At 67.8% G+C, this 25868-nt stretch carries 26 protein-coding genes; 8 read left to right on the forward strand and 18 right to left on the reverse strand.

What is annotated here, in order from left to right; translation table 11 throughout:
* Positions 1 to 22 precede the first annotated feature (22 nt).
* The 5 genes from cobM to OHA70_RS00410 all read right to left on the reverse strand — a co-directional run bounded on the left by cobM (position 23) and on the right by OHA70_RS00410 (position 5180).
* Positions 23 to 766 (reverse strand): precorrin-4 C(11)-methyltransferase, encoded by a 744-nt coding sequence (gene cobM / locus OHA70_RS00390; protein ID WP_328327220.1) that lies wholly within the window; start codon positions 764 to 766, stop codon positions 23 to 25.
* Between the two features lie 55 nt (positions 767 to 821).
* Positions 822 to 2183 carry a precorrin-6y C5,15-methyltransferase (decarboxylating) subunit CbiE gene (gene cbiE / locus OHA70_RS00395; protein WP_328327222.1) on the reverse strand — a complete coding sequence of 454 codons (1362 nt, stop codon included), beginning with the start codon at positions 2181 to 2183 and terminating at the stop codon, positions 822 to 824.
* Positions 2176 to 2568 (reverse strand): pyridoxamine 5'-phosphate oxidase family protein, encoded by a 393-nt coding sequence (locus OHA70_RS00400; RefSeq protein WP_328327224.1) that lies wholly within the window; start codon positions 2566 to 2568, stop codon positions 2176 to 2178. Before OHA70_RS00400 ends, cbiE begins: the two co-directional genes overlap by 8 nt.
* A 102-nt stretch (positions 2569 to 2670) precedes the next feature.
* Positions 2671 to 4269, reverse strand: a complete 1599-nt coding sequence (locus OHA70_RS00405) for an ABC transporter permease (protein WP_328327226.1) — start codon at positions 4267 to 4269, stop codon at positions 2671 to 2673.
* Positions 4266 to 5180: an ABC transporter ATP-binding protein gene (locus OHA70_RS00410; RefSeq protein ID WP_328327228.1), complete on the reverse strand. Its 915-nt coding sequence runs from the start codon at positions 5178 to 5180 to the stop codon at positions 4266 to 4268. Before OHA70_RS00410 ends, OHA70_RS00405 begins: the two co-directional genes overlap by 4 nt.
* Positions 5181 to 5276: 96 nt before the next feature.
* Between OHA70_RS00410 and OHA70_RS00415 the strand changes: the two genes are divergently transcribed.
* The gene (locus OHA70_RS00415; RefSeq protein ID WP_328327230.1) at positions 5277 to 5786 is read left to right on the forward strand and encodes a GbsR/MarR family transcriptional regulator; all 510 of its coding nucleotides are present in this window, start codon (positions 5277 to 5279) and stop codon (positions 5784 to 5786) included.
* Positions 5787 to 5836: 50 nt separating this feature from the next.
* Here the strand turns inward: OHA70_RS00415 and OHA70_RS00420 are convergent, their stop codons facing one another.
* A complete protein-coding gene (locus OHA70_RS00420; RefSeq protein WP_328327233.1) occupies positions 5837 to 7705 on the reverse strand; it encodes an alpha/beta fold hydrolase in 1869 nt (622 codons plus the stop codon).
* Positions 7706 to 7840: 135 nt separating this feature from the next.
* Positions 7841 to 8533 carry an NBR1-Ig-like domain-containing protein gene (locus OHA70_RS00425; protein ID WP_328327235.1) on the reverse strand — a complete coding sequence of 231 codons (693 nt, stop codon included), beginning with the start codon at positions 8531 to 8533 and terminating at the stop codon, positions 7841 to 7843.
* A gap of 169 nt (positions 8534 to 8702) precedes the next feature.
* On the opposite strand from OHA70_RS00425, the gene OHA70_RS00430 reads away from it, so the two are divergent.
* Entirely contained in the window at positions 8703 to 9398 is a 696-nt protein-coding gene (locus OHA70_RS00430) for a CHAP domain-containing protein (protein WP_328327236.1), read from the forward strand.
* A gap of 61 nt (positions 9399 to 9459) precedes the next feature.
* Here OHA70_RS00430 and OHA70_RS00435 read toward each other — a convergent pair whose 3' ends face one another.
* Both OHA70_RS00435 and OHA70_RS00440 read right to left on the reverse strand, forming a co-directional pair.
* Positions 9460 to 10227, reverse strand: a complete 768-nt coding sequence (locus tag OHA70_RS00435) for an alpha/beta fold hydrolase (protein ID WP_328327237.1) — start codon at positions 10225 to 10227, stop codon at positions 9460 to 9462.
* Positions 10228 to 10265: 38 nt separating this feature from the next.
* Positions 10266 to 11297: a LacI family DNA-binding transcriptional regulator gene (locus OHA70_RS00440; protein WP_328327238.1), complete on the reverse strand. Its 1032-nt coding sequence runs from the start codon at positions 11295 to 11297 to the stop codon at positions 10266 to 10268.
* Positions 11298 to 11374: 77 nt separating this feature from the next.
* On the opposite strand from OHA70_RS00440, the gene OHA70_RS00445 reads away from it, so the two are divergent.
* The 3 genes from OHA70_RS00445 to OHA70_RS00455 are packed head-to-tail and all read left to right on the forward strand — an operon-like array spanning position 11375 to position 14542.
* Entirely contained in the window at positions 11375 to 12316 is a 942-nt protein-coding gene (locus OHA70_RS00445; protein WP_328327240.1) for a carbohydrate ABC transporter permease, read from the forward strand.
* Positions 12297 to 13220, forward strand: a complete 924-nt coding sequence (locus OHA70_RS00450; protein ID WP_328327242.1) for a carbohydrate ABC transporter permease — start codon at positions 12297 to 12299, stop codon at positions 13218 to 13220. The genes OHA70_RS00445 and OHA70_RS00450 overlap by 20 nt, the downstream gene beginning before the upstream one ends.
* Before the next feature lie 23 nt (positions 13221 to 13243).
* Positions 13244 to 14542, forward strand: a complete 1299-nt coding sequence (locus OHA70_RS00455) for an ABC transporter substrate-binding protein (RefSeq protein WP_328327244.1) — start codon at positions 13244 to 13246, stop codon at positions 14540 to 14542.
* On the opposite strand, the gene OHA70_RS00460 is transcribed toward OHA70_RS00455, so the two are convergent.
* Positions 14539 to 15381, reverse strand: a complete 843-nt coding sequence (locus tag OHA70_RS00460) for a helix-turn-helix transcriptional regulator (RefSeq protein WP_328327246.1) — start codon at positions 15379 to 15381, stop codon at positions 14539 to 14541. The two genes, OHA70_RS00455 and OHA70_RS00460, sit on opposite strands and share 4 nt — an antisense overlap.
* 101 nt (positions 15382 to 15482) lie before the next feature.
* Here OHA70_RS00460 and OHA70_RS00465 point away from each other — a divergent pair, with 101 nt between their 5' ends.
* Positions 15483 to 16892, forward strand: a complete 1410-nt coding sequence (locus tag OHA70_RS00465) for an MFS transporter (RefSeq protein WP_328327248.1) — start codon at positions 15483 to 15485, stop codon at positions 16890 to 16892.
* Here the strand turns inward: OHA70_RS00465 and egtD are convergent, their stop codons facing one another.
* From egtD to OHA70_RS00485, 4 genes are read right to left on the reverse strand one after another with little or no spacing between them, the layout of a single operon-like run.
* On the reverse strand, positions 16893 to 17858 hold the full coding sequence (egtD, locus tag OHA70_RS00470; RefSeq protein WP_328327250.1) for an L-histidine N(alpha)-methyltransferase: 966 nt from the start codon (positions 17856 to 17858) through the stop codon (positions 16893 to 16895).
* A complete protein-coding gene (gene egtC / locus OHA70_RS00475; protein WP_328327252.1) occupies positions 17855 to 18595 on the reverse strand; it encodes an ergothioneine biosynthesis protein EgtC in 741 nt (246 codons plus the stop codon). Before egtC ends, egtD begins: the two co-directional genes overlap by 4 nt.
* A gap of 28 nt (positions 18596 to 18623) precedes the next feature.
* Positions 18624 to 19958 carry an ergothioneine biosynthesis protein EgtB gene (gene egtB / locus OHA70_RS00480; RefSeq protein ID WP_328327254.1) on the reverse strand — a complete coding sequence of 445 codons (1335 nt, stop codon included), beginning with the start codon at positions 19956 to 19958 and terminating at the stop codon, positions 18624 to 18626.
* The gene (locus tag OHA70_RS00485) at positions 19955 to 21274 is read right to left on the reverse strand and encodes a glutamate-cysteine ligase family protein (protein WP_328327256.1); all 1320 of its coding nucleotides are present in this window, start codon (positions 21272 to 21274) and stop codon (positions 19955 to 19957) included. The genes egtB and OHA70_RS00485 overlap by 4 nt, the downstream gene beginning before the upstream one ends.
* A 277-nt stretch (positions 21275 to 21551) precedes the next feature.
* On the opposite strand from OHA70_RS00485, the gene OHA70_RS00490 reads away from it, so the two are divergent.
* Positions 21552 to 22628: an FAD-dependent oxidoreductase gene (locus tag OHA70_RS00490; protein ID WP_328327258.1), complete on the forward strand. Its 1077-nt coding sequence runs from the start codon at positions 21552 to 21554 to the stop codon at positions 22626 to 22628.
* Here the strand turns inward: OHA70_RS00490 and OHA70_RS00495 are convergent.
* Positions 22618 to 23280 carry a (2Fe-2S)-binding protein gene (locus OHA70_RS00495; protein WP_328327260.1) on the reverse strand — a complete coding sequence of 221 codons (663 nt, stop codon included), beginning with the start codon at positions 23278 to 23280 and terminating at the stop codon, positions 22618 to 22620. The genes OHA70_RS00490 and OHA70_RS00495 overlap by 11 nt on opposite strands.
* Before the next feature lie 223 nt (positions 23281 to 23503).
* Here OHA70_RS00495 and OHA70_RS00500 point away from each other — a divergent pair, with 223 nt between their 5' ends.
* Positions 23504 to 24175: a hypothetical protein gene (locus OHA70_RS00500; protein ID WP_328327262.1), complete on the forward strand. Its 672-nt coding sequence runs from the start codon at positions 23504 to 23506 to the stop codon at positions 24173 to 24175.
* Here OHA70_RS00500 and OHA70_RS00505 read toward each other — a convergent pair.
* The 3 genes from OHA70_RS00505 to OHA70_RS00515 form a co-directional block, all read right to left on the reverse strand.
* Positions 24159 to 24950, reverse strand: a complete 792-nt coding sequence (locus OHA70_RS00505) for a hypothetical protein (RefSeq protein WP_328327264.1) — start codon at positions 24948 to 24950, stop codon at positions 24159 to 24161. The two genes, OHA70_RS00500 and OHA70_RS00505, sit on opposite strands and share 17 nt — an antisense overlap.
* The gene (locus OHA70_RS00510) at positions 24947 to 25087 is read right to left on the reverse strand and encodes a hypothetical protein (RefSeq protein WP_328327266.1); all 141 of its coding nucleotides are present in this window, start codon (positions 25085 to 25087) and stop codon (positions 24947 to 24949) included. Before OHA70_RS00510 ends, OHA70_RS00505 begins: the two co-directional genes overlap by 4 nt.
* Positions 25088 to 25171: 84 nt before the next feature.
* The gene (locus tag OHA70_RS00515) at positions 25172 to 25867 is read right to left on the reverse strand and encodes a class III extradiol dioxygenase subunit B-like domain-containing protein (protein WP_328327268.1); all 696 of its coding nucleotides are present in this window, start codon (positions 25865 to 25867) and stop codon (positions 25172 to 25174) included.
* Position 25868 lies beyond the last annotated feature (1 nt).

A 25868-nucleotide genomic window follows, 5' to 3' on the forward strand; every position in this document is an offset into this window, starting at 1 on the left:
CGCCTTGAGCGCCCGGAGGTGGTCAGGCACGGTCTCGGGTGGTCGAGTACAGGTGGCTGTCGCGGAAGGCTGTTGCTGAGAGCACCTTTCCGACCAGGATGACGGCGGTGCGGCGGATGCCGGCGGTGTGGACCTGGGGGGCGATGTCGGCGAGGGTGCCACGGAGGATGAGTTCGTCGTCGCGGGAGGCGCGGGCTACTACGGCTACCGGGCAGTCGGGGCCGTAGTTGGGGGTCAGCTCCTCTACTACGCGATCGATCTGCTGGACGGCTAGGTGGAGGACGAGGGTGGCTTGACTGGCGCCGAGGGTGGCCAGGTCTTCGCCGGGAGGCATGGCGGTGGCTCGGCCGCCGATGCGGGTGAGGATGACGGTCTGGCCCAGCTCGGGGACGGTGAGTTCGCGGGCCAGGGAGGCGGCGGCTGCCGCGTACGCCGGTACGCCGGGCGTCACGTCGTACGGGATCTCCAGGGCGTCGAGCCGGCGCATCTGCTCGGCCATCGCGCTGAAGACGGAGGGGTCGCCGGAGTGGAGACGGGCGACGTCGGCGCCGGACTCGTGGGCGGTGGCGAGCTCGGCGATGATCTGGTCGAGGTTCAACTCGGCGGTGTCGACCTTGCGGGCTCCGACCGGGCAGTGGTCGAGGAGTTCGAGTGGGACGAGCGCACCGGCGTACAGGCAGACGGGTGAGGCGGCGATCAGGTCGCGGCCGCGCACGGTGATCAGGTCGGCGGCGCCCGGACCCGCGCCGATGAAATGCACGGTCATCCGATCACGCTCCAGAGGTGCACGGTCATTAGGTGATCGTCCAGCAGGTGCACGGTCATTTGGTGATGCTCCAGATGGTGACGGGCATGGCGGGGCGCCAGCCGGTCATTGTGCCTACGGCGGATGCTCGTTGGACGGCCAGGCGGACGAGGTCGCCGCCGAGTTCGGCGTACCAGCGGGCGATCAGCGCCTCGGTCTCCAGGGTCACGCCGTTGACGACGAGCCGGCCGCCCGGTCGCAACGCCTCCCAGCAGGTCTCGATCACGCCGGGGACGGTCGCGCCGCCGCCGACGAATACGGCGTCCGGCGACTCCAAGCCTTCCAACGCGACGGGCGCGGCGCCGACGACGGTACGGACGGCGACTCCGAGCGTCGCGGCGTTGCGGTCGAGGCGTTTGGCGCGGTCGGGGTCCTGCTCGATCGCGACCGCGCGGCAACTCGGGTGATGCCGCAGCCACTCGATCGCGATGCTGCCCGCGCCGCCGCCGACATCCCAGAGCAACTGCCCCGGTACCGGCGCCAGCCGCGACAACGTCACCGCGCGCACCTCGCGCTTGGTCAACTGCCCGTCACTCTCGTACGCCGAATCCGGCAACCCCGGCGCCGTCGACAACAAGGTCGCGCCGTCGTCCGCTCTGCAGTCGACCCCGATGACGTTGAGCGCGTCGACCTCGCCGCTCCATTCATCAGCCCTGGTACTACGTACGCGCTCATCCTCCGACCCCAACTGCTCGAGCACGGTGAACGCGCTTCCGGCGTACCCGCGCCCGACCAGCAACTCCGCGACCTCTGCCGGCGTCTGCGCACCCCAACTCAGGATGACGAGCCGCCGCCCCGGCTGCACGTGCGGCTGGACGAGCTCCAGCGGATGCCCCACCAGGCTGACCACCTGCACCTGATCCTGCGGCCACCCCAGCCGAGCACAAGCCAGCGAAACACTCGACGGATGCGGGATCACCCGCACCGCCTCCGCCCCCAGCATCCGCGTCAACGTCGTCCCGATCCCATGAAACGTCGGATCCCCACTGGCCAGCACACAGATCCGCCGCCCCCGATGAGTAGCCAGCAACCCAGTCAATGACTCCGACAACGGCGAACTCCAAGCAACCCGCACCTGCCCACCGCTCACATCGCCTTCGGCGCTGTTCGCGGGAAGAGCGGACGAGCCGGCGGGACCGGCGTGGTCGGCGGAGGCCGAGCCGACGTGGGCGGCGGAGGGCTCGCCCGGGTGTGTGGCGGAAGGCTTGCCCGGGTGGGCGGGTGGGGATGGCTCGGGTGGCGGGGTGGTGGGGATGAGGGCTAGTTGGCGGGTGCTGCCGAGGAGGACTTCGGCGGTGGTGATTGCTTGTTGGGCGGTGGGTGACAGGCCGGGCCAGCCGTCGGCGCCGAGGCCTATGACGGTGAGGGGGTCAGGCATTGCCGAGGATCCTGGTGACGGTGATTTCGATGGCTACGCGCAGGGGGTTTTCGCGGGGTTGTTTGTAGCGCTCGGTGTAGCGGCGTACGGCGTCGGCGACGGCTTCGGGGTCGTCGTTCACGACCGCCCGGCCTTCCAGGGTCGACCAGCGTCGACCATCGACCTGGGTGACTGCGACCGCGGCACCGGTGACACCGATCAGCCGCGCCTTCTGTGAGGTTCCGGAGCAGATCACTCGGGCGATCCCCGTCTTGAGGTCCAGCGTCACCCCAACTGGCGTCGCGTGCACCGTCCCGTTTCCGCGCACCGTGCTGAGGACACACAGATGCCGTTCGGTCCAGAAGTCCACGAACGACTCGGGCCGTTCACTCAGCGCCAGTTTCACCCCGTGATCGTAGACGCGCGAAGAAGGCCCGCCCCGGGGAGGACCCCAGGGCGGGCCGCTGGCGCTGAACCCCTCAGACCAGCGCCAAGCTTCTACCCGACCTCAGCCGATGTCTCGGCGGCGGAAGGTGGTGGCGCCGGTCAGCAGGAGTGCGGCGGCGATCGCGGCGACAACGATGACGGGAGTGGCCGAGAAGTCCCCGCCGGGAAGGCGAGGCGTGTGGGCGTACGGCGAGATGTCCATCAGGCCTTGGGGCAGGTCGAAGAGCGGACCGAACTGGCCGAGGAGGACGAACGCGCCGAAGAGGGCCCACGCTCCGGTGACCAGCCTGGGGGCCAGCCCGAAGAGCAGCACGACCAAGGCAGTGACGAGCCAGATCGCGGGGAGTTGCACGGCCGCCGCAGCAAGCATGCGCGGCACCTGGCGGCCCATGTTGTTCAGGGAGGCGCCGCTGGAGATGCCGGAGCCAAGGCCGCCGACGAGGATCAGTACGCCGGTACCAAGCACAGCCATCAGTACGTGGCTGGCCAACCACTGGTAGCGGCTGACCCCCGTTGCCAGCAAAGGCTCAGCACGCAAGGCCGTCTCCTCCGACCGGAGCCGCAGAGCCGCCTGTACTCCGAACGCCGAGGCAAGCAGCCCGAGAATCCCCATCTCGGTCGAGAGGAACGCGTCGGTGATCCCGTTCACCCCACCAAGCTTCTCCACCATGTCGCGAGCACTGTCGCTGGTGACAAAACCTTCGACGTTCGAGGCGATGTTGCCGACCACGAACCCAAGCAGCAGGAAGCCGAATCCCCACGCATACAGCGACCCGCGATGCAGCCGCCAAGCCAACGCGAGCGGCGAGCGCAACGACCGAGCACCAGTCGCAGGCCCCGGCCGCGGCCGCACCAGCCCGGCCCCGATGTCGCGACTACGCAGCAACGCGAAGGCGGCGGCGATCAGCAGCCCCAGCAAGGCCAGCGGAAGCAGCGCGACCAGCCACCGGTCACCGGCGTACGGGCGGATCTGTTGAGCCCACCCGATCGGCGACAACCAGGAGATCCAGCGCGTACCACCGTCAGCGGCCGAATCGCCCGCCGCGCGCAGGATGTAGCTGACGCCCAGCACAACAGCGGTGACGCCATTGGCCGTCCGGGCGCCCTCGGTCAGCTGAGCCGACAACGCCCCGACTCCCGCGAAGGCGAGCCCGGCAACGATCCAGGTGAGGCCGAAGGCGAAGGAGCCGGCGGTAGGCAGACCGGTACCGATCAGGCTCAGCGCGGTCAGCAGGCCGAGCACGATCACGGTGCCCGCCGAGATGATCAGCGCCGAGGTCAACGCGGCGTACCGGCCGAGCACTCCGGCGCTGAGCAGCTCGAGCCGGCCGCTCTCCTCCTCGGCGCGCGTGTGGCGGACCACCAGCATCGCCGCGAGCAGGCCGACCAGCAGCGCACCGAAGGCGGTCAGCTTGAACAGCGACACCTCTCCCAGCGAGGTGGGGTCGAAAATCCTTCCGTACAAGGAGACCAGGGCCGGTGACGAGTTGGTCGTGTTGGCCGCGGAGACGCGCGAGGCGACGTCCGGGTAGAGGTCGATCGACGCCTTGGCGGAGCCCGCGGCCATCGAGACGAAGACCAGGATCCACACCGGCAGCAGCACCCGGTCCCGCCGCAGGGCGAGTCGCACCAGGGTCGAAGTACCAGCGAAGTCGTTCATCGCGAGGCCGCCACTGGCTCGGGCGCCGCGTCGTCTTCGTAGTGCCGCAGGAACAGCTCCTCCAGCGTGGGCGGCTGGGCGACGAGGCTCTTGATCCCACTCGCCGCGAGTTGCTTCATCAGACCGTCGAGCTGCGCGGTATCGACCTCACAGCGCACCCGGTTTCCTTCGACATCCAAGCTGTGTACTCCGGGAAGCTGCGCCAGCCCATTGGGCGAACCGGCCAGCTCGGCCTGGATCGACGTACGAGTGAGGTGCCGCAGGTCGCCCAGCGTGCCGGTCTCGACCACCTTGCCGCGCCGGATGATGCTGATCCGGTCGCAGAGCGCCTCGACCTCCGACAGGATGTGGCTCGACAGCAGCACGGTGCGATCGCGGTGCCGCTCCTCCTCGATGCACTGCCGGAACACCTCCTCCATCAGCGGGTCGAGGCCGGAGGTGGGCTCGTCCAGGATCAGCAGCTCGACGTCCGAGGCGAGCGCCGCGACCAGCGCGACCTTCTGCCGGTTGCCCTTGGAGTAGGTCCGGCCCTTCTTGGTCGGGTCCAGATCGAACCGGCGCAGCAGGTCGTCGCGCTTCTTCGGGTCCAGCCCGCCGCGGAGCCGGCCGAGCAGGTCGATCACCTCGCCGCCGGTCAGGTTCGGCCACAGGTTCACATCACCGGGGACGTACGCGAGCCGCCGGTGCAGCTTCGCCGCGTCGTGCCACGGGTCGCCGCCGAGCAGCGAGACGTCGCCCTCGTCACCCTTCAGCAGGCCGAGCAGGACCCTGATGGTGGTGGACTTCCCGGCGCCGTTCGGGCCGAGGAAGCCATGCACCTCACCGGTCGCGACATCGAGGTCGAGACCGTCGAGGGCGTGCGTGCTGCCGTACGACTTGTGCAGTCCGGAGACCACTATGGCTGATGTCATGTTTCATAACGTACACTTCATTCAGAAGTTTGTGAATCTTACTAACGGATTTCTCACGCGCCAGGTTTTTCGGTGCCGGGAGGAGATGATGGGGCGGTGAGTGCAGCGATGGAACGAGATGACGAGGCCGTCCAGCGGTACGCCGAGCAGTTCGGCAATGTACTGGCCGAGATGGGCTGGCCGCGGATGTCTGCCCGGGCCTTCGCCGCCGTCCTGGTCAGCGAGGACGGTCGCCTGACCGCCGCCGAACTCTCCGAACTGCTCAAGGCGAGCCCGGCCGCCATCTCCGGGGCCGTGAACTACCTGCTGCAGCTGCGGCTGGTGACCCGGGAGCGCGAGCCCGGCAGCCGGCGCGACGTCTATGTGGTCCAGGACGACTTCTGGTTCCAGTCGATGGTGAGCCAGGATCGCGGCCTGGGTCGCTGGGAGGACATTCTCCGGCAGATGCTGCCGGTGACCGGTACCGCCACCGAGGCGAACCGGCGGATCCGCGCGTCCATCGGCTTCATCGAGTTCATCCAGGAAGAGGTCGAAGCCCTCACCGCGCGCTGGGTGATACGCAAGGCCGAGATCGACGCCAAGATCGCAGCCGACGACGGTCGGTGAACTGCCGGGCAACCCGTACTACGAGTTGCCCGGCAGTCAGTACTTCGTACTTATCGCAGCGTGTTGGCTGCGACCGTGTCCATCACCTGCTGGAGTAGCGGGTTCGCCTTCGGAGCGGCTGCCTTCGACTTCGGCAAGTGCACCGACTTGCCGTCGACCGGGCCCTTGACCGGGTAGACCGACAGGTCGCCCGGCAGCGGCGTAGTACCGCAGAACTGGTCCTTGGCCGGCAGCTCGCCGGTGAAGATGTACCGGTCGCCGATCTGCTCGGCACACGCCGAGCGCTGGCCGAGGATGTACTGCCCGTGCTGCCCCTCGTCATCGATCGCCACGAACCGCGTCGCGTTCTTGGTGTCGTTGTGCGTCCGCAGCGACCCCTCGTAAGCAGTCGCCGGATCCATCTCGCTCTGCACGATCAGGATCCGCGGCGAACCCGTCAGGTCGAGCTTGCGATCCTGCGGCGCGTACTTCCAGAACGCGCACATCGGGACGCCGTTGAGGTAGCCGAAGAAGTCGTACTTCTTCGCCATCTTGTCGGCTTCCTTGAGGTAGAAGTTCGTGTCCTTGCTCCACGCCGTGTCGTTGCAGCGAACCGTGGTGCTGATCGCTCCGACGTCGACCAGCTCGTCACCCGACTTGGCCTGCGCGGCCTCGACCTTGGCGTCCGCGATGATCGAGCGCAGCGAATCCACCTGCGTCGAGGCGACAGCACTCGCCGTGGGAGGCGCCGGCGTCACGCCGTACCGGGTCCGTAGCGCGGCCAGGGTGTCGAACTTCTGCAGCTCCGGCGAGAGCCGGGCCCACGCCGCGTCGACCTGCGCGAGCTCGATCTTGCCCGAGTCGGTCGGCGCCTTGGTGTACTCGTCGTGCACGAGGATGTCGAGCGTCGCCCGGATGAAGCGCGTGTCGTTGTAGATCGCGCTGTAGATCAGCCCGTCGAGGTCGTCGCCACGGACCGAGCTCTCCCCCGACTTCACCAGCGTGGTGAGCGCGGCGCGGATCCCGTTGTACTTCGCGGTGACCTGGGCCGGCGTCTTGCCCAGCCCACTGATCTGGTCGGCGTGCCGGGCGATCCACGGGAAGAACTGGGTGTCGCGGCGGCGCTGGCCCGAGAACGGGTCGAAGTTCACGTTGTCCCACTGGGTGTGGGTCCAGTCCATGTTCGAGTCGAGCACGAACCGGCCGACCTTCGCCGGGTAGGTGTCGGCGTACCAGCCGCCGAGCCAGGTGCCGTAGCTGTAGCCGATGAAGTTCAGCTGCCGGGCCTTGAACAGGGCCCGGAGGAAGTCCATGTCGTAGACGGTCTGCTGGCTGCTGACGAACTGGCCGAACTCGGTCGCGGAGCAGGCGTCGGCGTAGAACTTCGCCTCGGCGACCTCGACCTTGTGGGTCTGCTTGGTGCGCTCCTTGTAGTCAGGAGTCACCGGCAGGGCCGCGATGTCCTCGGCCGAGGCCAGGCACTGCAGCGGAGTGCTCGCACCGAAACCACGGGGGTCGAAGCCGAACAGGTCGAAGTCGCTGAACAGTTGCGGCTTCGAGACGCCCAGGCTGGCCGTCAGGTTGAGGCCGGCGCCACCAGGGCCGCCCGGGTTGCTGGTCAGCAGGCCTTTCGAAGTACCGGTGGCCTTGCTGTACGAGATGGCGACCTGGACGTCGGGGTGCGCGTCCGGGTGCGCCCAGTCCATCGGAACATTGACCTTGGCGCAGTTGGTGGTCGGCGCCTGCGGGTAGCCGCGCTTGATGGTGGCGTCGAACGCGCAGACCGACCAGTTGATCGGCTGGTCGAGATAGCGCTGCGGAATCGCTGGTACGGCGGGGTCTTTCGGCCCGGAGGCGGCGGTCGCGGAGGTCGTGGCCGTCAGCAACGGAACCAGTACTGCGACAGCGACGACGGCGGCGAATTTGCGAGGGCTTGGCACGCTCAGGTCTCCCTACGTCAGGCGGACGGGATGCCTCAACGTATTCGGCCGGCCGCCTCCGGCGACACCCATCGGCCCAACCTCAAGGGCAAACACTCACTTACCAGCACGAGAACGAGGTCGTGAGGTGGGAAGTTACAACTCATAGACAGTGAAGATCGTGCAGTAGACCGGCGGGGACTCCAGGCCCGGGTAGTAGAGTCGGCCGGCTTCGTCGGTGACCTTGAAATAAGCCGTGGACGCGCCGATCTGCGAGGGCGCCTGCAGTGTCATCCTGACCGTCACGACCTCACCCGGTAGCGCGTCGGGCAGTCGGGCGCGTGACGGCGAGCGGAGCCATCCCGGCGTACCGGCTGCTCCTTGTCTGGTGAGCCAGCGGTCGTGCCAACTGCTCTCGCCGCTGTTGAGGATCTCCCAGGTCTTCTCGAACTCCTCGTCGCGGATCACCCGGGTCCCGTCGGGCACGGTCTCGCCGACGAGCTCCGCCCGGTCCTCGGGGTGATGGTCGGCGGGCACCGAGCCGCCCAGCAGCGTCGGGTGCGGAAGCGAGTCGCGGCGGCGCATGTCCCGCATCGACATGTCCTTGCCGGCCCGTACGGCGGCGTCGAGCTCCATCAGCTGGTTCACCAGCGCACGACCGGCGCCGAAGGAATCGTCGTACCACTCGATCAGTTCCCGGCTGGGTTTGGTGTGCCCGCGCTCGACCCGGGACAGGTGGCCCTTGTCCCAGCCTGACAACGCCGCCGCGCGGGTGAGCGGCACCCCGGCAGCCTCTCGCAGCTCCCGCATCCGGCTGCCGATCACGTACCGCGCCTGCGCTGGCCTCACGGCGAACTCCCCAGTGTGACTTGTTCACGGAGACTACCTGTTTCCGGTTACTCGCTTTCGTTGCCTACTGCGACAACTCCGTGACGCTCTGATTCTGTGGGGTGTAGTGCCAGATCGCCAAGGATCCGCCCACTCCGAGCGACAGTTCACCCCCAGAAAGGCCACGACCATGCGGACCGCCCTCACCCGTACCTTCGCCAGGCTCACTGTTACCACCCTTCTCGGCGGTGTCGCCGTCCTCGGCGGCGCGGCGCTGCCGGCCAGCGCCGCCACCGGCACCGTCGTCACCGATTCCGGGGCCGGGGTGACGATCCGCTCCGGCAACGCGACCAACTTCGGCTCGGTCGGCACCCAGCCGAACGGCGCGGTCGAGATCGACTGCCAGATCTACGGCGAGCCGGTGACCGGCAAGTTCGGCCGCAGCCTCGTCTGGGACCACGTCCCCGGCAAGGGCTTCATCTCCGACTCCTACGTCAACACCGGCAGCGGCGGCCTGGTCGCCCCGCTGTGCGCGAGCAACCCGCGCGCCAACAACGCGATCAACTGGTACTCCGCCCGCAACGGCTCGACCGCCTTCCAGGGGTACTGCGAGATGGCCGCCGAGAACTCCTACGGCAAGACCGGCATCTGGGCCTCCGCCAAGGCCGACTGGAACGACGCCGTCGCCCGCGGCGTCGCCCACAAGGGTGACCTCAACCCACCCAAGGGCGCCCTGGTCTTCTGGGACCTGGCCGCTCCCTACGGCCACGTCGGCGTAGCCCGCGGCGACGGCTACTTCTGGGCCACCAGCGTCAACAGCAAGATCGGTCTGGCCAAACTCCCCTACTTCAACTCCTACCTCGGCTGGGCCTGGCCCAACTTCTGATCTCCCATCAGCCCTAGGCACGGGGGCTGAAGGGATACAAGCACCCAGGCGCGTCCGCCCCTCAAGCGCCTGGGTGCTTCGCCATGCGGCTCAGCCAGTCCCCCACCAGCGCTTGGTACAGGCCGTGATCATCGACAGGCAGATCATGGTCAGCCCGATCCAGTACTACGTACGTCGCGCGCGGGTAGTCGTCGAGCAGCCCCCAAGCATCGGCGTACCCGGTCATCACGTCCTGCCGCCCGGTGACGATCAACGTCGGCGCATCCAGCCTCGCGCGCGGGTCGACGCTCAGGCTGTACTTGGCGACGTCGCTCTGGATGCTGCCGAGGAACTCCAGGTCGGCCACGGCTTCCGCCACGTCGTAATAGAGGTGCTGCTTCCGTTGGCTGGCAGCTCTGTAGTCGTCGTCCCAGACGGACGGGTCGTCGATCGGGAGTGTGCGCTTGCTGCGGTCCACGATTACGCCTGGCACCCTCAGCAGGAGGCCGAGGATGCGGGCGGGGTCGCGGCGGACGATGCCCCGCGCATGCAGGCCGCCTGCTGACGTACCGGCCAGAGCGAAGGGCTCGGAGCCGACCACGTCGTCGATCACCCAAGCCAGGACATCCAGCATGTCGTCCTGATTCTTGATCCAGGGGCGGGATGGCGTCTGCCCGGTACCGGGTGGGTCGATGTAGACGCGGCGCCAGCCGGGATGGCTGGTGAAGGCGGGCTCGTGGACGTCGCGGCCTTCGCCATTGGCGTTGCCCCAGCCGGGGAGGAACACGATCGGGCGTCCCTCGCCGAAGGACTCGTAGTACACGGGCAGGTCGTCGACCAGGCTGATCACCTGATCGACGCTACCTACTGTCCGCCGCTGCGTCCCACCTATTTGCCGCTGGCAGAACGTTCGCCGGAGCCGCGCTGGATCAACTCGCACGGCAGGACGATGCGCTGGGGTGGGCGGGTGTCGGTCTTCGAGGCGCGGTCGAGGAGGAGGCGGGCGGCGATCCGGCCGAGTTCGGCGATGTCGGAGGCAACGACGGTGACCGGGGTCGGGAGCATGTCGGCCAGGCGGAAGTCGTCGAAGCCCACGACCGCGGGCTCGGCGTCGACCTCGCGCAGCGCCCGGAGTACGCCTTCGGTGAGGAAGTTGGTGGAGGCAAACAATGCGGTGGGCGGGTCGGGGCGATGCATCAGCTCCCGCGTCGCCTTCTCGGCGGCTTCGGCCGTACCTTCCGGGAGCTGGATGACGAGGCTCTCGTCGACCTCGACTCCGGCCGCTCGACAAGCCCGCCGATAGCCGCGTAGACGTCGGCCGGTCGTGTAGTACGACGGCGCTAGCAGGATCGCGATCCGCTCATGACCTTGCCCCAGAAGGTGATCCGTGGCGAGCTTGCCGCCGCCCTCGTTGTCGACCATCACGATGTCGGCCTCGATCCCGTGCGCCGGCCGGTCCACGAACACCACCGGTACGCCGGCCGTCGACAGGAACGAATGGTCGCCCTGGTCCGGCACGATCATCAACCCGGCGACCTGCCGGCCGACCAGCTCCTGGATCGCCCGCCGCTCCCCCTCCGGGTCCTCGTCCACCGACCCGAGTACGACCGCGAACCCGTCCTGCCCGGCGACCTCGAGCGACGCCTTGGCGATCGTCGCGTAGAACGGGTTGGTCAGGTCACCGAGTACCAACGCCAGGCTGGACGACTTCTTGCCCGGCCGCAGCGCCCGGGCGACCTCGTTGCGCTGGAAGCCCAGTTCGTCGATCGCGGCCCGGACCCGGCTCGCGGTCTCATCGCGCACACCGGCCCCGCCGTTGACCACCCGGGACACCGTGCCCAACCCGACACCGGCCCGCTTCGCCACGTCGATCATCGTCGGCCGGGCCGACTCGGTCTGTCTTGGAAACGTTTCGGACACAGGGTTGACTTCCCTCTCAGGGCACGGCATCGTCACCTCACAGTAAACTTTGGAAACGTTACCGTCCAGGAGGCAGGATGAATCGTGACGGACGGAGTCGCGGCGGGCGCGGTGGATTCAGCCGCAACGCCGGCTCGGACGTCAAAGCCGCCTACTTGTTCATCGCACCGGCGATCATCGGTTTCACCGTCTTCGTCGTCTATCCGCTGGTCCGCTCGTTCTATCTGTCGCTGACCAAGTACAACGGCCTGACCGACCCGGTCTTCGTGGGCCTGGGCAACTTCCGCCGGCTGTTCACGGTCGATCCGGCGTTCTGGCCGTCGCTGCGCGCAACGGGGTACCTGGTGGTCCTCTATGTGCCGTTGTCGCTGGCCCTCGGTCTGGCCCTCGCGATGTTCTGCAACCAGCGCTTCGCGGGCGTCCGGATCGTCCGGACCCTGGCGTACCTGCCGGTGGTACTGCCCGCGGTCGCGACCATCACGCTGTGGAAGTTCATCCTCAATCCCCAAGTGGGCTTGGCGAACACGATCCTCGACAAGCTGCACCTGCCGACCAGCCTCTGGTTGCAGAGCCCGTCGATGTCGATGCCGTCGATCGTGATCGTGATGCTGTGGGGCGTCGGCGGGACGATGATCATCTTCCTCGCCGCGCTCCAAGCGGTGCCGACCGAACTGTACGAGGCGGCCCGGGTCGACGGCGCCGGACCGTACGCGGTGTTCTTCCGGATCACGTTGCCGATGATCAGCCCGATCATGCTGCTGCAGGTGATCCTGCAGACCACGGCGGCGCTCCAGACGTTCAACCAGCCCAAGATCCTCACGGGCGGTGGGCCTGGCTTCAGTACCAACGTGCTGATGCTGTCGATCTACAACAACGGCTTCTCCAACCTGGGCAGGATTCCGCAGCTCGGCTACGCCTCGGCGCAGGTGTGGGTGCTGTTCATCGTCATCATCGCCGTGATCGCCCTGACCGCGAAGTTCTCCTCGCTCTGGACATACAGTGACAACACTCCCGACTGACCCCGCCGAGACCGTCGCCCCCGCGCTCACGCGCACCGTCGACCGGCCACGGCGTAGTACCGGCAAACGGCCGTTGCGCGTTACAACGTGGTACGCGACCGCGCTCTTCATCTGCGCGGTGATGATCGTCCCGCTGCTGTGGATGATCACGATCGGCCTGAAGAGCCGCAACGCCGTCTTCGAGGTGCCGCCCCGGTTGCTCCCACATGAGTTCCACTGGCAGAACTTCCTCGACGGGCCGAAGGCGATCCACTTCCCGCGGTTGTTGCTCAACTCAACGATCATCACGGTGCTGAGCGTGCTCGGCGGGGTGATGACCGCGATGATGGCCGGCTATGCGCTGGCCCGGTTGCGGTTCCCGGGTCGCAAGGTCTGGTTCTACCTGTTCGTCGGCAGCATGCTGCTGCCCGGCGTGGTCGGCCTGATCCCGCTGTTCCAGATGTACAAGAGCATCGGCTGGTACGACACCTGGCTGCCGCTGATCGTGCCGGCCTTCTTCGGCGGCAACCCACTCTTCATCTTCCTGGCCCGGCAGTACTTCCTGGCCATCCCGTACTCGATCGACGAGGCGGCCAAGATCGACGGCGCCGGGCACCTGCGGATCTTCGTCAGCGTGATGCTGCCGTTGACCCGGCCGGCCTGGATCACGATGGCGATCCTCGCCTTCCAGGCGTCCTGGAACGACTTCCTCAATCCACTGGTCTACCTGTACTCCGCCGGCAAGTGGCCGCTGTCGGTCGGCATGGCGCAGTTCGTCTCGCCGTTCGCCGGGCAGACGCCGAACTGGAGCTACTACATGGCCACCAACCTGCTCTACATGCTGCCGCCGCTGATCCTCTTCTTCGCCGCGCAGCGCTACTTCATCCAGGGCCTCGGCTCGCTGGGCAGCACGACGCAGAAGTGACTCACCCCCTGAGGAGCACAACAGTGAACAGGATCATCGGCACCACCCTCGCCTGCGCCGGGTTGCTGACGGCAACGGCTGCCTGCAGCGGCTCGGACTCGGGCGGCAAGTCCGACGGACCGGTCACCGTGACCGTGATGACGTGGGAGTCGCCCGAGACGAACACCGCCATCAAGAAGGCACTCGAAGGATTCAAGGACGACAACGTCAAGGTGCAGCTCGTCGACACCCCGAGCGGCGGGTACGGCGACAAGCTCGCGTCGCTGACCCAGGCGAAGAAGCTGCCCGATCTGTTCTGGTGCGGCAACGACACCGAGCAGCAGTACACCTCCCAGGGCCTGCTGGTCGACTGGTCGAAGCGGGTCGACAGCGGTGACGGCGGCCTCAAGGCGGACGACTTCGTCGGCTCGGCGATGAAGAACTGGAAGACGAGTGAGGGCCAGATGGGCGGCCTGCCGTCGCTGATGAACACGTACGGCGTCTGGTACAACGCCGATGCGTTCAAGGCGGCCGGCATCGCGGAGCCCAAGTCCGGCTGGACCTGGGACGACATGTACTCCGCGGCCGGCAAGCTCGCGGGGAAGAACGGAGCGAAGTACGGGCTGGTCGCGGATCAGCTCACCTCGGCGGACGCGCCGTTCACGATGTCGATGTACTCGGTGTCAGCTGGTGGCGCACCGTTCACCGACGACGTGAACCACCCGACCAAGGCGGAGATCGACGGCAAGTACACCGAGGGCGTGGAGAAGCTCGCCGCGGCGATCAAGTCCGGCGCGGTGGCGCCACCCGGGTACGACGCGTCGAACGTGCCGGCGCTGTTCTCCGGCGGCAAGGTGCCGATGATGTTCGGCGGGCAGTGGCTGGCGGCCGGGTTCCAGACGGACAAGCCGAAGATCAAGTACGGGTTCGCGCCGTTCCCGCAGGTGACGACGCCGGCGACGCTGTACGACTCGGTGGGGATCTGCACGCCGCAGTACACGGCCAACGAGGACGCGACGTACAAGGTGCTCGCGTACCTCAACACCAAGGTGTGGGACGCCGTACTTCCGGCCTCGCCGGTGGCGCCTCCGGCCTACACGCCGGCGCAGGAGAGCTACTTCAACGCGTTGACCAAGGCCGGCCAGGCCACGGTCGTGGACACGGTGAAGGCGGATCTCTCGGCTGAGAAGACGGTCGGCGTACGGTTCACAACCCAGTGGGCGTCGCAGGTCGGCGATCTGACGACGGCGATGTACCAGCCGATCCTCAGCGGGAAGAAGCCCGTCTCTGATCTGCAGGCCTATGCGGGCAAGATCAACGACTTGATCAAGTCGCAGGGCTAGACAGTCACCAGCGGAGGGGGCCCGGTGAGGAGGTGCAACTTCTCCCGGGTCTCCTCGTCAACGGGGGTGTAGGTGACCAGCCGCGGACGGTTGGTGCCGGGCTCGGTCCAGAGGCTGGTCGCCGACAGGCGCAGTACGCCGGCCAGCGGGTGGTGGTAGACCTTCAACTGGTTGCCGGGACGCAGTACCTCGTGGTCGTCCCAGTACTCGCTGAACTCCGGTGACTCGGTCTGGAGTCGCTTGAGCAACGCCTTCCAACTGGGGTCGCCGATGCTCTCCACCATCGACGCGCGGAACTTGGCGACCATCGCGCGTTGTGTCTCCGCCAGGTTGGGCAGGGTCGCCTTCCACTGCTCGTTCATGAAGCCGAGCCAGATCACGTTGCGATCCTCGGGCGGGACCGCGTCGAGGTCGCACATCAGCCGGCTGAACGGGCGGTTGTAGGCGAGCAGGTCGTACCGGCCGTTCTGCACGCAGGCGGGCAGCGGCTCGAGTTGGTCCAGCAGGTCCCGCAGAGCGTCGGTGACGGGCGTGAAGGCGCTGGCTGGGGTCGGGTCGATCGCTCCGGCGAGCGCGAACAGATGCTCCCGCTCACTCTGATCCAGTCGTAGCGTCCGGGCGATCGCGTCCAGCACCTCGGCGGAGACCTGGATATCCCGCCCTTGCTCGAGCCAGGTGTACCAAGTCGTGCCGATCGCCGCGAGCTGAGAGACCTCCTCCCGCCGCAACCCCGGAGTCCGTCGCCGTCGCCCGCGAGGCAGCCCGACGTCCTCCGGCGCGATCCGCTCCCGCCGGTTCCGCAGGAAGGTCGCCAACTCCTCCCGCCGCTGATCCGTCATGACTACCACGATGCCGCATCTGAAATCCTGGTACAAGGTAGTTCTTGTACCAGGATAAAGACGCTCTGGTACCACCCTGAGAACCCGGCGATCGTCATCTCATGACCGAAGTCGCCGAACGCCCAACCTCTACAACTCTCTCTGGTACTGGGCTGCTCGCCCTCCTGCTCTGTGCCGCTCTACCGATCCTCGACTTCTTCATCGTCAACGTCGCCCTGCCGTCGATGGGTCGGGAGCTTCGGGCTGGGCCGGCTCTGCTCGAACTGGTCGTCGCGGGGTACGGCGTGGCGTTCGCCGTCTTGCTGGTGCTCGGTGGACGGCTCGGCGACACCTTCGGGCGGCGGCGGTTGCTATTGATCGCGATGACCGCGTTTACGGTGAGCTCCATCGCCTGCGGACTAGCCCCGAACGCACCAGTGCTCGTCGCGGCCCGCATCCTGCAAGGAGCCTCAGCCGCCCTCCTCAATCCACAGGTCCTCGCAACCCTCCACGCCACCACCTCCGGCGACCGCCGCAACCGCGCCCTCAGCCTGTACGGCGCAATGGCCGGCCTCGCGATGGTCGCCGGTCAGATCCTCGGCGGCCTACTCGTCGCCGCCGACCTCGGTGGATCGGGCTGGCGAGCCGTCTTCCTCGTCAACGGCCCCGTCGGCCTGATCGCGTTCGTACTCGCCTGGCGCACAGTCCCCGCCACCCGCTCCGACCGCCCAGCCCCCGTCGACCTCGCCGGTACCGTCCTCCTCGCCGTCACCCTGACCGCTCTCCTCGTACCACTCAGCGAAGGTCGCGCAGCTGGCTGGCCCCTCTGGTCCTGGCTCTGTCTGGCCGTCTGCCCGATCGCCGCCATCACTCTGCTGCGAGTCGAGCGCCGACAGGAACGCGCCGGCCGGCTCCCGCTACTCCCACCGAGTCTGTTCAGCTTCAGCGGAGTACGGCTCGGCCTCGGACTGCTTGTGCCGTTCTCGATCAACTTCGGCGGCTTCATGTTCGTGATGGCGATCGCCTTGCAGCAGGCTTTGCGCTTCGGCCCGATCCAGGCCGGTCTCACCCTGGCGCCGCTCGCGGTCACCCACCTGCTCGCCTCGCTCATCAGCCCGCGTCTGATCGGCCGCTTCGGCAGCCGAGTCATCCAGGTCGCCTCGTCCATCCACCTGATCGCGTTGGTGGTGCTCGGCATCACCGTCCTGCGCGGCTGGCCGAACCTCACCGCTCTCGACTTCGCGCCGGCTCTCGCTTTGTGGGGTGTCGCCTCGGGTTCGCAGATCCCGGTGTTCTTCCGGATCGTGCTGGCCGACCTCCCTGGTGACCGGGCCGGCGTCGGCAGCGGCGTACTGGTCACCTTCCAGCAAGCCTCGTTGGCTCTCGGCGCGGCCGTGATCGGCACCCTGTTCCTGTCCCTCGAGACAGCACAGGGCGACCAGGGCAAAGCGCTGGCCGAAACCATCGCCGCCCTGGTCGCCCTGGTCATCCTGACCTTGACGATCAGCACCCGCCTGCCGAGGCGGTTGTGATCAGACCGCTTGCCACAACGAGAGGGCGAAGCGTTCCTCCGAGTCGGTCCACCAGGCGCCGTTGGTGAAGGCGGCCTTGTCGAGCTCCGCCTCGACGCCGTCGCGGTGGAACTTGGCGGAGACCTCGGTACTGAGCTCCTCGCCTTCGGCGAAGTCGACCTCGAGGCCGATCTCCGGGATCAGCACCCGCATCGCGCGGTCGGCGCGCAGGTGCATCTCGATCCACTCGTTCTCCGGGTCCCAGATCGCGCGGTGGCTGAACGCCTCCACGTCGAAGTCCGCGCCGAGCTGGCGGTTCAGCACTCGCAGTACGTTCCGGTTGAACTCGGCCGTCACGCCCGCGCTGTCGTCGTACGCCGCGACGAGGGTGGCCGGGTCTTTCACCAGATCCGTACCGAGCAGCAGCCACTCCCCTGGCTCGAGAACATCGCGGATGGACTGGTAGAAGTCGGCCCGCTCGTCGGGCAGCAGGTTGCCGATCGTCCCGCCGAGGAACGCGACCACCCGCGGCGCCTCACCGGGCAGCTTGTCGAGGTGCTCGGTGAAGTCGCCGACCACGCCGTGCACGGTGACGCTCGGGTAGTCGGTGTTGATCGCGGCGGCTGCCTCGCGCAGCGCTGACTCCGAGACGTCCAGCGGTACGAACGTCGTCAGCGTGCCGTGGTCGCGCAACCCGTCGAGCAGCAGCCGCGTCTTCTCCGACGATCCCGAACCGAGCTCGACCAGCGTGTGCGCGCCGGTCAGCTCGGCGATCTCACCGGACCGCGCGTCGAGGATCTCCCGCTCGGCGCGGGTCGGGTAGTACTCCGGCAGCCGGGTGATCTCCTCGAACAGCTCGCTGCCCCGCGCGTCATAGAACCATTTCGGCGCGAGCCACTTCGGCTCGGCCGTCAGACCGTCCCGGGCATCCTCGCGTAGTGCGCGGGCGGCGTAGTCCGGGGTCAGGTGGATATCGATTGAAGTCACTGTCGTCCTTCCAGCAATGGGGTGACGGCTAGCGTGTTTTTGGTTGCCAATAGCAAAGAACGGTCGGGGATCTCTTCCCAGCCTTCAGTCGTCCAGGGCTCGGAGCTAACGGCTACGGAGTCGGTGGTGCGGCGAACCCAGAGCGAATGCGTCCAGGTGGTGGCGACAATCTGCTCCCCATCGGTGAGCAGCAGGTTGAGCCTGCTGTCCTGCGCAACGGCGGCGACATCCCGTACTACCGAAGCCACCGCCTCAGGCGCACCCAGATGCAAGCGATCCTGAACCAGCGCCCACAGAAGCGCCGAGTCCATCGGCGCATCAAGAGTCAGAAGCTCAGATACCGGCAACGCCTCCGCCAGCTTGGACACCGACCCCGGCCAACCGCTGATCAGCCCGTTATGACTGAACAACCACTGGTCTTTGGTGTACGGCGCCACGGCGATCTCCGTGAGTGGCGCACCGACGGTCCCGTTCCGTACTGCCGCCAGCACCGCGGTCGAGTTGATGGACGCCGCCAGCGCAGGCAACGACTCGTCTGCCCAGATCGGCACACTCCGCCGATACCGGACCGCGGTGCCATCGGCGTACCAGCCCAGCCCAAAACCATCCGCGTTGACTGAGCCGCCGCCGCGCATGTCTGACGGGGCCCAACTCTGGCGGTACAGCGAGTGCGGTGGCTCCAGGACGAGTGAGGCGAGTGAAACGGCCGGGCCGAGGTAGGCCAGGTGGCGGCACATCAGCGGCCTCCCCGCCGGCTCCTCGGCACTACGCCAGCTCCTCGGCGCGGGGATCCCGGGCGCAGCGGAAGCCGGCGAAGATCTGGCGGCGGATCGGGTAATCCCAGTTGCGGAAGGTGCCGCGGGCCACGATCTCGTCGGTGCCGAACGAACCGCCGCGCAGCATCTTGTAGTCGTCTCCGAAGAAGACCAGCGAGTACTCGTCGTACGGGAACGCGCGGAACCCCGGGTACGGCGTGAAGCTACTGCTCGTCCACTCCCACACGTCGCCGATCAACTGCTCGACCCCGAGCGGCGACGCGCCAGCCGGGTACGCCCCGATCGGCGCCGGCCGCAGGTGCCGTTGACCGAGATTCGCATGTTGCGGGCCCGGGCTCTCGTCGCCCCAAGGGAAGCGCCGCGTCCGCCCGGTCGCCGGGTCGAAGCGGGCCGCGAACTCCCACTCCTCCTCGGTCGGCAGTCGCTTGCCCGCCCACTTCGCATAGGCCTCGGCCTCGTAGAAACTGACGTGCATCACCGGCTCGTCGAGCGGCAGCAACTCCCGATGCCCGAACCGCGTCCGCACCCAGTTGCCGTCCTCACGCTCCCAGAATCGCGGCGCCACGAGCGAGGCCTTCTGCACCTGCGCCCAACCGGCGTCAGACCACCACTGCGGATCCTGGTAGCCCCCACCGGTGACGAACTTGAGGTAGTCGCCGTTGCTCACCGGCGCGGTGTCGATCACGTACGGAGCGACGCGCACCGGATGGGCCGGCCGCTCGTTGTCGAGCGCCCACGGCTCGATCGAAGTACCCATCTCGAAGACACCACCCGGTACGAGCACCTCGGACTTGGCGAGCCGTCGACCGGGCGGCGGCGCCGGCGCGTCGAGGACCGGGGCGCCGGTGCGGAGCTGGTGCGTGGCGAGCATCGTCTCGTCGTGCTGCTGCTCGTGCTGCACGATCATGCCGAACGCGAATCCGTTGTCGATCAGCTCGCGATCGCCGCCGAACTTCACGTGGTCGAGCACGTCGAGGACCTTGTCGCGCACCTCGACGACGTACTGCCGGGTCTCGGCCGGGCCGAGCAGCGGCAGCGACGGGCGGTCGGCCCGGGCGTGCATGAACGCGTCGTACAGCTCGTCGATGTCCTGCCGGACCGGGTCGCGGCCGCCGACGTCGCGGACCAGCCAGAGCTCTTCCTGGTTGCCGATGTGCGCGTAGTCCCAGACCAGTGGCGACATCAGCTTCGAGTGCTGCCGGACCAGGTCGTCGGTGTCGACCGCGTCGGTCAGCTGGACGGTCCGGCCGCGCGAGCGCTCGAGCTGCTCGGCGACGAACGACCGCAGTCCCTCGGCGGTCAGATCTGACAACTGGTGGTTCATGAAGCTCGCCTTCTCTGGGTGTCGTCGACGATGTAGTGCAGTCGCTCGCCGGCCTCGGTGATCAGGTCTTGATCGACTCCGGTCCGGTAGAGGTTGGTGGTGGCCAGCTCGACCAGCTCGCGCGCGGCCTGCAGGACAGGCTTGTCGTCCAGCCCCTCCCGCGCCGCCGGGAACCATCGCCCAGCCGCCGGCGCCGAAGCCGCCAGTGCCTGGTCGGTAACGGCCGGGTCAGACATCAGTGCGGAGAGCAACAAGGTCGGCGCGATCCAGCCATCGCCCTCCTGCGCATCGAGATACCGCACCTCCAGGTAGCCGCGGGGCCGTACCGGTGGGAACAACGTGGACAGGTGGTACTCCAGATCCCCGTACGTCGGCCTGTCGGCCAGCGGATCACCAGCGCCCGGACTGCTCCCGGATCGAGCACCGCCGGCCAGGCCGGTGCCATCCGGCGCTCGGCTCGCCAGGCCCGTGCCGTCCAGGGCTCCATCGGCCCAGGCGCCGAACGTGAGGCCGGCGGGTGCGTCCCAGCTGTCTCCCCGTCGGAGACAGAGCACCGGCGCCTCCATCGCAGTACGGGCCCAGGCCTCGGCTGGATCACCGCCGTCGAGCGGCGGCGGCTCGGTGAACGGTGCACAGGTACCGAAAGTCGCCTCCGTCCGGGCGGAGGCCCAGCCGGTGTCGTTGCCTTCGCGGTGTCGCGAGTTGGCGAAGAGCGCGACCAGGGCCGGGCCGAGGTCGTGCAGTGCTCGCCAGCGCAGCGCTGTCTGGTCAGCTTCGCCTGCGTCGAGGCAGACCTGCAGACCGGCGGTGCTGCACATCATCCGGGGGCCGTGCGGACCGAGCTGCGCGAAGGCGCGCTCCATCGCGGCGTACCGGGGAACGGTCAGCAGGCGGCGGGGCGGGCGGTAGGCGTCGAGGCCGTGCCGCCCTGGCTCGAGGCCTTGGGCGGCGAGCAGTTGCCTGAGCTCGGCGGCGTCGGCCGTCGTGTCGTCGATCAACTGAGGGATGGAGGCCGCGGCCTGACCCGAGATCTCCACCTGGCCACCCGGCTCGACGGTGACCAGAGAACCCCGGCCGAGTGGCAGCTGTGGGCTGTCCGGGACCAGGGTCGGGGGCGCGTGCACGCCCAGGGCGTTGCTGAGTTGAGCGGCATCGAGAGGCCGGTGCGGATCATCCGCGTGGTGCACCGTCCACTCCAGCTCGACGCCGTGCAGCTGGGGAGGACCATGCTTGAAACACACCATCGCGACATAACCCTCTGCCTCCACGCGGGAGCCGATCGGGGTGGTCGCCGGAAACTCGCCGGGCGCGGTCACGTCAGCGAACCTAACCGCGCCCCTGGGCGCGTTCAACCGATAGTGGGTTACCCCTCGATGACGTGACAGCGGGGGTGTGAGCCGTCCAACACTGTGTCGAATTCATGATCGACATCGTGCCTGCGGCCACCGACAATATTGCTCCGTCACCCTCGGCCCCCTTTTGTAGCGCTTCGGTCGGTCCCGCCTGGACCGCGCGGTCAGTCGCCGGTGCCCGTTCCGCTTTGAGCGAAACGGCGATCGTGGTGCGCGGTATCCGGACGGGTAGGAAGGATGCATGCAGAGCTACGACGTGGTCGTGATCGGCGCCGGCGCGATGGGATCGGCTGCGGCCCGGGCCCTGGCGGTCGCCGGCCGTGAGGTGCTGGTGCTGGAGCAGTACGAGCTCGGGCACGACCGGGGCGGATCGCATGGCGGCACCAGGCTGTTCCGGCTGGCCATCGACGACGAGGGCGAACTGTTGCGTGCGGCACGTTCTCGAGAGCTCTGGCATGAGCTGGAGAGCGAGACGGGCGTGCAGATGCTCGACCTGGTCGGCGGGGTGGACCATGGCATGCCGGAGCGGCAGGTTTCGGAGTCTGCCGGGCTGCTTGGGCAACACGGGATTGAGCACGAGGTGTTGGCGCCGGAGGCTGCTGCTGAGCGCTGTCCGGGGATGCGGTTCGACGGGCAGGTGCTGTACCAACCTGGGTCGGGGCGGGCGTTGGCGTCGCAGGCGTTGGCGGCGATCCGGGAGTCGGCTGTCGCGTTGGGGGTTGAGTTCCGGACTGGGTGCGCGGCTACCGGCGTACGGGTTGTCGGGGATGGGGTTGAGGTGGAGACGGCGGCCGGCGTAGTGCGGGCTGGGCAGTTGGTGGTGACTGCTGGGCCTTGGACTGCGGACGTACTGGCTTGGGTTGTCGAGGTGCCGGCAATCTCGGCGTCGCAGGAGCAGCCGCGGTTCTTCGCGCCGCTGGATGAGTCTGCGCAGTGGCCGGTCTTCGTGCATCGGCGGGCGGCGACACCGGCGTACGGGGTGTTCGAAGAGGGACACGGGGTGAAGGTCGGTCTGCATGCGACCGGTCCGGTGATCTCGCTCGACCAGCGGGACTTCGCGATCGAGCCGACGCGGGATGCGGCGCTGATCGAGTACGTGCGGGAGTGGTTCCCCGGCGTGGACGTTTCGCGATCCGAGGCGATCAGCTGCCTCTACGACAACACCACCCGCGGCGACTTCGTGATCGACCGCCGCGGCCCGATCAGCCTGGCCACCGGCTTCCACGGCGAGGGCTTCAAGTTCGTCCCGCTAGTAGCCCACTACCTGACCAGCCTGGTGACCGGCGGCGACCCGGTCCCCGACGTCTTCAGAATTTGACCCGCGGACACCCGCCACATGCCTTCACGTTGGGCAGCGCGTAGACGAAGCAGCACGAAGTACGAAACTTCTGGTCCAGGTCGATGTGGAACGCCTCAGCCGCCGTGGCAGCCTGCACTGCTTCCTCCGGCAGTCGCAGAGCAGCCCGGAGCTCGTCATCCACCGCACCGCGCTTCTGACGAGACCCCATCTTCACGCCAGGCCGGTAGCTGTCAGTGAACGCCTCCGTATGCTCCCTGACCTGCCGCGCCGCCTCCTCGAGCGAGACCACCCGCTCCGACAGCAGCGCAACCTCCATCGGGTAATGCGCAGTCGGATGCTTCCTGAACGCCAGCCCCTCCGGCGAAACATCCGGCGATACCCCAGTCAACGCAGTAGCCAGCCCCGCAACAATCGACGGCACCGACACGTACCACATCAACACGAACATCGCCGCGACCTGCACCGGCGGCTCGATCGCATACTCCCGCCCGTAGTCATCCAGCAACGCCTCACGCCACCCGTACGTCGGATCGCCGCCAGCCTGCTGCTCCTTCAGCAACTCAGCGCAGGAAATCCACTCAGGCCCAGGCAATCCAGCCGCAGCACGAACGGACAGCCAGGAAACCTCCCCATCCAGCACGCCCGCGAGCCGCCCCACGGAATAAGTCACCCGCCCACCCTACGTTCCCACCCCCAGGTCCGGTGCGGCCTACTCGGGCCCTCGATCGCAGGACTCGCAGGAGGTAATGCGGACCGCCAGCACTCACCAACCAGCAGGACGGGTGACCTCGCGTGATCGGCTGAGCGTGGGATACGCGGCGCCGGTTCGGGTGGGAGGCGTTGGTGAGTGCTGGCGGTCCGGGCGCCCGGCTCGCGTGGGTAGGGTCGGGGGTATGGCGTTGGAGCGATGGCATGTGGGGCCTTGGACGGCTCGGGGGACGGGTATCGGGGAGGCGTTTGAGCCGGGGGTGAAGCGGACGCCGGATGAGTTGAACTTTGATGTTGTGGGGTTGTCGCGGATTCTTGGGCGGCGGCAGACGACTGCTGAAGAGATGTTGATGCGGCGGTGTCAGGGGGAACTGCGGCCGACCGATCCGCGGCTGGTTGGGGTGCAGACGATTCCTGATGCCGACGTCGCTCGGCAGCTGAGCGAGTTGGCAGAGGTGGCGTTCGCGTGGATTGCTGGGCAGGCGCCGGTTGGGTATGAGTTTGTTCGGGGAGACGCCGTTGAGTTGCGGCCATTGATGGATCTCGGCGCCGAGGTGGTGACGGTGGACGCTGTCGTTGAGGTGGCGGCTGGGCGCGGGGATGCGTTGGCGGCGGATCGGTTGGCGGCTTCGCAGGTACGGCGTTCTAGTACCGGCGACTGGTACGCCGGTGACGCCATCTGCAACTGGTCGGGCCCCTACCCGACCGCCGAGCAGGCCGCCGATGCCGTAAGGGCAGCTCGTGTCGAACTTGTCAGCCAGCTCGCCGAAGCGGGTCACGATGACCTTGCAGCCACCGCGACCCGCTGGCCAGACGTGGTCACGCAACAGCCCGAAGCGGTTACGCCACCGACCTGAAGCCGTGTTTGAGGCCGAGCCTCTTCAGCGAGTCCATCCCGGGGATGCCATCAGCGTCCTTGCCGGAAAAGCCGAGCCGGCGCTGGAACTGCGCATACGCCTTGATCGTGACCGTGCCGAACGACCCGTCCTTGGCGAAAGCCGGCGACAGCAAACCCTCAGCCACCAGCGCCGCCTCCACGACCCGCACCTCCGCCGGGAACGACGTCGCGCCATCAGCCCCCGGCGCGTCCTTCTTCGCAGCAGCGACAACCCTCGCCAGCGACACCGTCGGAACGCCCGGCCTGAGCGCGCTCCCACGACCAACCGCCTTGTAATCCGGACGCCCGAAACCCCGGATCATCGTCGCCCCACCGGTCCACCGCCGGCTGTGCCGGAACACTCCGACGCCGGTCCTGCTGCCGTCCAGATTCGTGTTGCCCTCGATCGTTTTGACGAAGTCGCCCTCGACCCGCTCGACGAAGAAGACATGCGCGATCCGGCCGAGCTTCTGGTCGAACAGGAAGCCGACGTCACCCGCCCGCGGGCTGTTGAACAGCCGGCCGGCGTTCTTGAAGCCGGTCTGCATCGACGGGGTGAACGCGGTGTCCGTCCCCGCCACCAGCGGCACCTTGTTGAGCTTCCAGCCCGCGACCAGGAACGTAGCGCACCAGGCCTGGCCGTTCGCGTGACCTGCCTTGGCCGCGTACGGGTTCTTGTTGGAGCCGAGCGGATTCTCCATCGTCCGCACCTGCGCCGCCGCCCAGGTGAGCAGGTCCCGCACCGTGCCGCTCATGAGTCGGACTCCAGCGTCGCACCGTCCACCAGGTCCTCGTCGTACTGCGGCAGCCGGGTCTGTACGACCTGGTCCTGCGCGCCGTCCTCCGGTAGCGGGTAGTTGCCCGTCTCAACCGGATTCTCCTTGTCAGACATCCTGTTCTCCCCCTTGGATCTGCAGGCGGGTCCGGTTCGGACCGGCCCTTATCCAACAGATTCCACCGGAGGCTTCAGAAACCCTTAAAGTGCCCAGCTCGCGACGAAGTAGCCGACGCCGTACGGCGCCGCGTGGTACCCGAGTTGCCCGTGTAGACCCGCCGTGGCAGTGGCCCCGGCTAGTACCTGGCATGGGGCCCGGCCGGCGGCGTGGAGTTCGGTGGCGAGGTCGGGATCGAGCGCGGCGAGTGTGTCGGTGTCGGCCAGTTCAAGGGCGGCGGCGACCGTACTGTCGAAGAGCTCGGCGCGTGGGTGGAGATGTACCGGGGCGTGGTCGCTGCGTCGCGCTGAGCCATCGCCCATCACCAGCAGGGCGATCCGTTCGTTGCCATGGGCAATCTCTTGTCCCAGGGCGAGACAAGCGGCCGGGGTTTCCGAGGCGGACACGGTGATGGAGGTACGCGGCAGGTCGGCTGCTTTGCTCTGCTCGACGAGCCAGGCGCCGACGGCGAGCGACAGCGGCAGTACCGGAGGACCGGGATCGCCGACGGTCACCTCCGGAGCGCCGTACGGGCCGAAACTGCCGGCGGCGGACGCGTCATACCGAGTGCCCGTGGCCGGGCCAGAACCAACGATCACCAAGGCGTCCGCATCGGCCAGTCGGTCGATTGCGGTGAAGCAAGCAGCGCGGAGAGGATCGAGTTCGAAGGCGGCGCCTGAGGCGAGTTCGGGGATCAGGAGGGGCGGATGCGGGCAGACCGCGGCGGCGACGACAGGCACC

The sequence above is a fragment of the Kribbella sp. NBC_00382 genome (genome assembly GCF_036067295.1).
In the GTDB taxonomy this organism is placed as follows: Bacteria; Actinomycetota; Actinomycetes; order Propionibacteriales; family Kribbellaceae; genus Kribbella.

What these genes read in the sequence shown, in the direction of transcription:
- OHA70_RS00465 (WP_328327248.1), top strand. Translation starts at nt 15,483, where the DNA reads ATGACCGAAGTCGCCGAACGCCCAACCTCTACAACTCTCTCTGGTACT.
- OHA70_RS00405 (WP_328327226.1), bottom strand. Translation starts at nt 4,269, where the DNA reads ATGAACGACTTCGCTGGTACTTCGACCCTGGTGCGACTCGCCCTGCGG.
- egtC (WP_328327252.1), bottom strand. Translation starts at nt 18,595, where the DNA reads ATGTGCCGCCACCTGGCCTACCTCGGCCCGGCCGTTTCACTCGCCTCA.
- OHA70_RS00500 (WP_328327262.1), top strand. Translation starts at nt 23,504, where the DNA reads ATGGCGTTGGAGCGATGGCATGTGGGGCCTTGGACGGCTCGGGGGACG.
- OHA70_RS00460 (WP_328327246.1), bottom strand. Translation starts at nt 15,381, where the DNA reads ATGACGGATCAGCGGCGGGAGGAGTTGGCGACCTTCCTGCGGAACCGG.
- OHA70_RS00510 (WP_328327266.1), bottom strand. Translation starts at nt 25,087, where the DNA reads ATGTCTGACAAGGAGAATCCGGTTGAGACGGGCAACTACCCGCTACCG.
- OHA70_RS00430 (WP_328327236.1), top strand. Translation starts at nt 8,703, where the DNA reads ATGCGGACCGCCCTCACCCGTACCTTCGCCAGGCTCACTGTTACCACC.
- cbiE (WP_328327222.1), bottom strand. Translation starts at nt 2,183, where the DNA reads ATGCCTGACCCCCTCACCGTCATAGGCCTCGGCGCCGACGGCTGGCCC.
- cobM (WP_328327220.1), bottom strand. Translation starts at nt 766, where the DNA reads ATGACCGTGCATTTCATCGGCGCGGGTCCGGGCGCCGCCGACCTGATC.
- egtB (WP_328327254.1), bottom strand. Translation starts at nt 19,958, where the DNA reads ATGAACCACCAGTTGTCAGATCTGACCGCCGAGGGACTGCGGTCGTTC.
- OHA70_RS00410 (WP_328327228.1), bottom strand. Translation starts at nt 5,180, where the DNA reads ATGACATCAGCCATAGTGGTCTCCGGACTGCACAAGTCGTACGGCAGC.
- OHA70_RS00490 (WP_328327258.1), top strand. Translation starts at nt 21,552, where the DNA reads ATGCAGAGCTACGACGTGGTCGTGATCGGCGCCGGCGCGATGGGATCG.
- OHA70_RS00445 (WP_328327240.1), top strand. Translation starts at nt 11,375, where the DNA reads ATGAATCGTGACGGACGGAGTCGCGGCGGGCGCGGTGGATTCAGCCGC.
- OHA70_RS00505 (WP_328327264.1), bottom strand. Translation starts at nt 24,950, where the DNA reads ATGAGCGGCACGGTGCGGGACCTGCTCACCTGGGCGGCGGCGCAGGTG.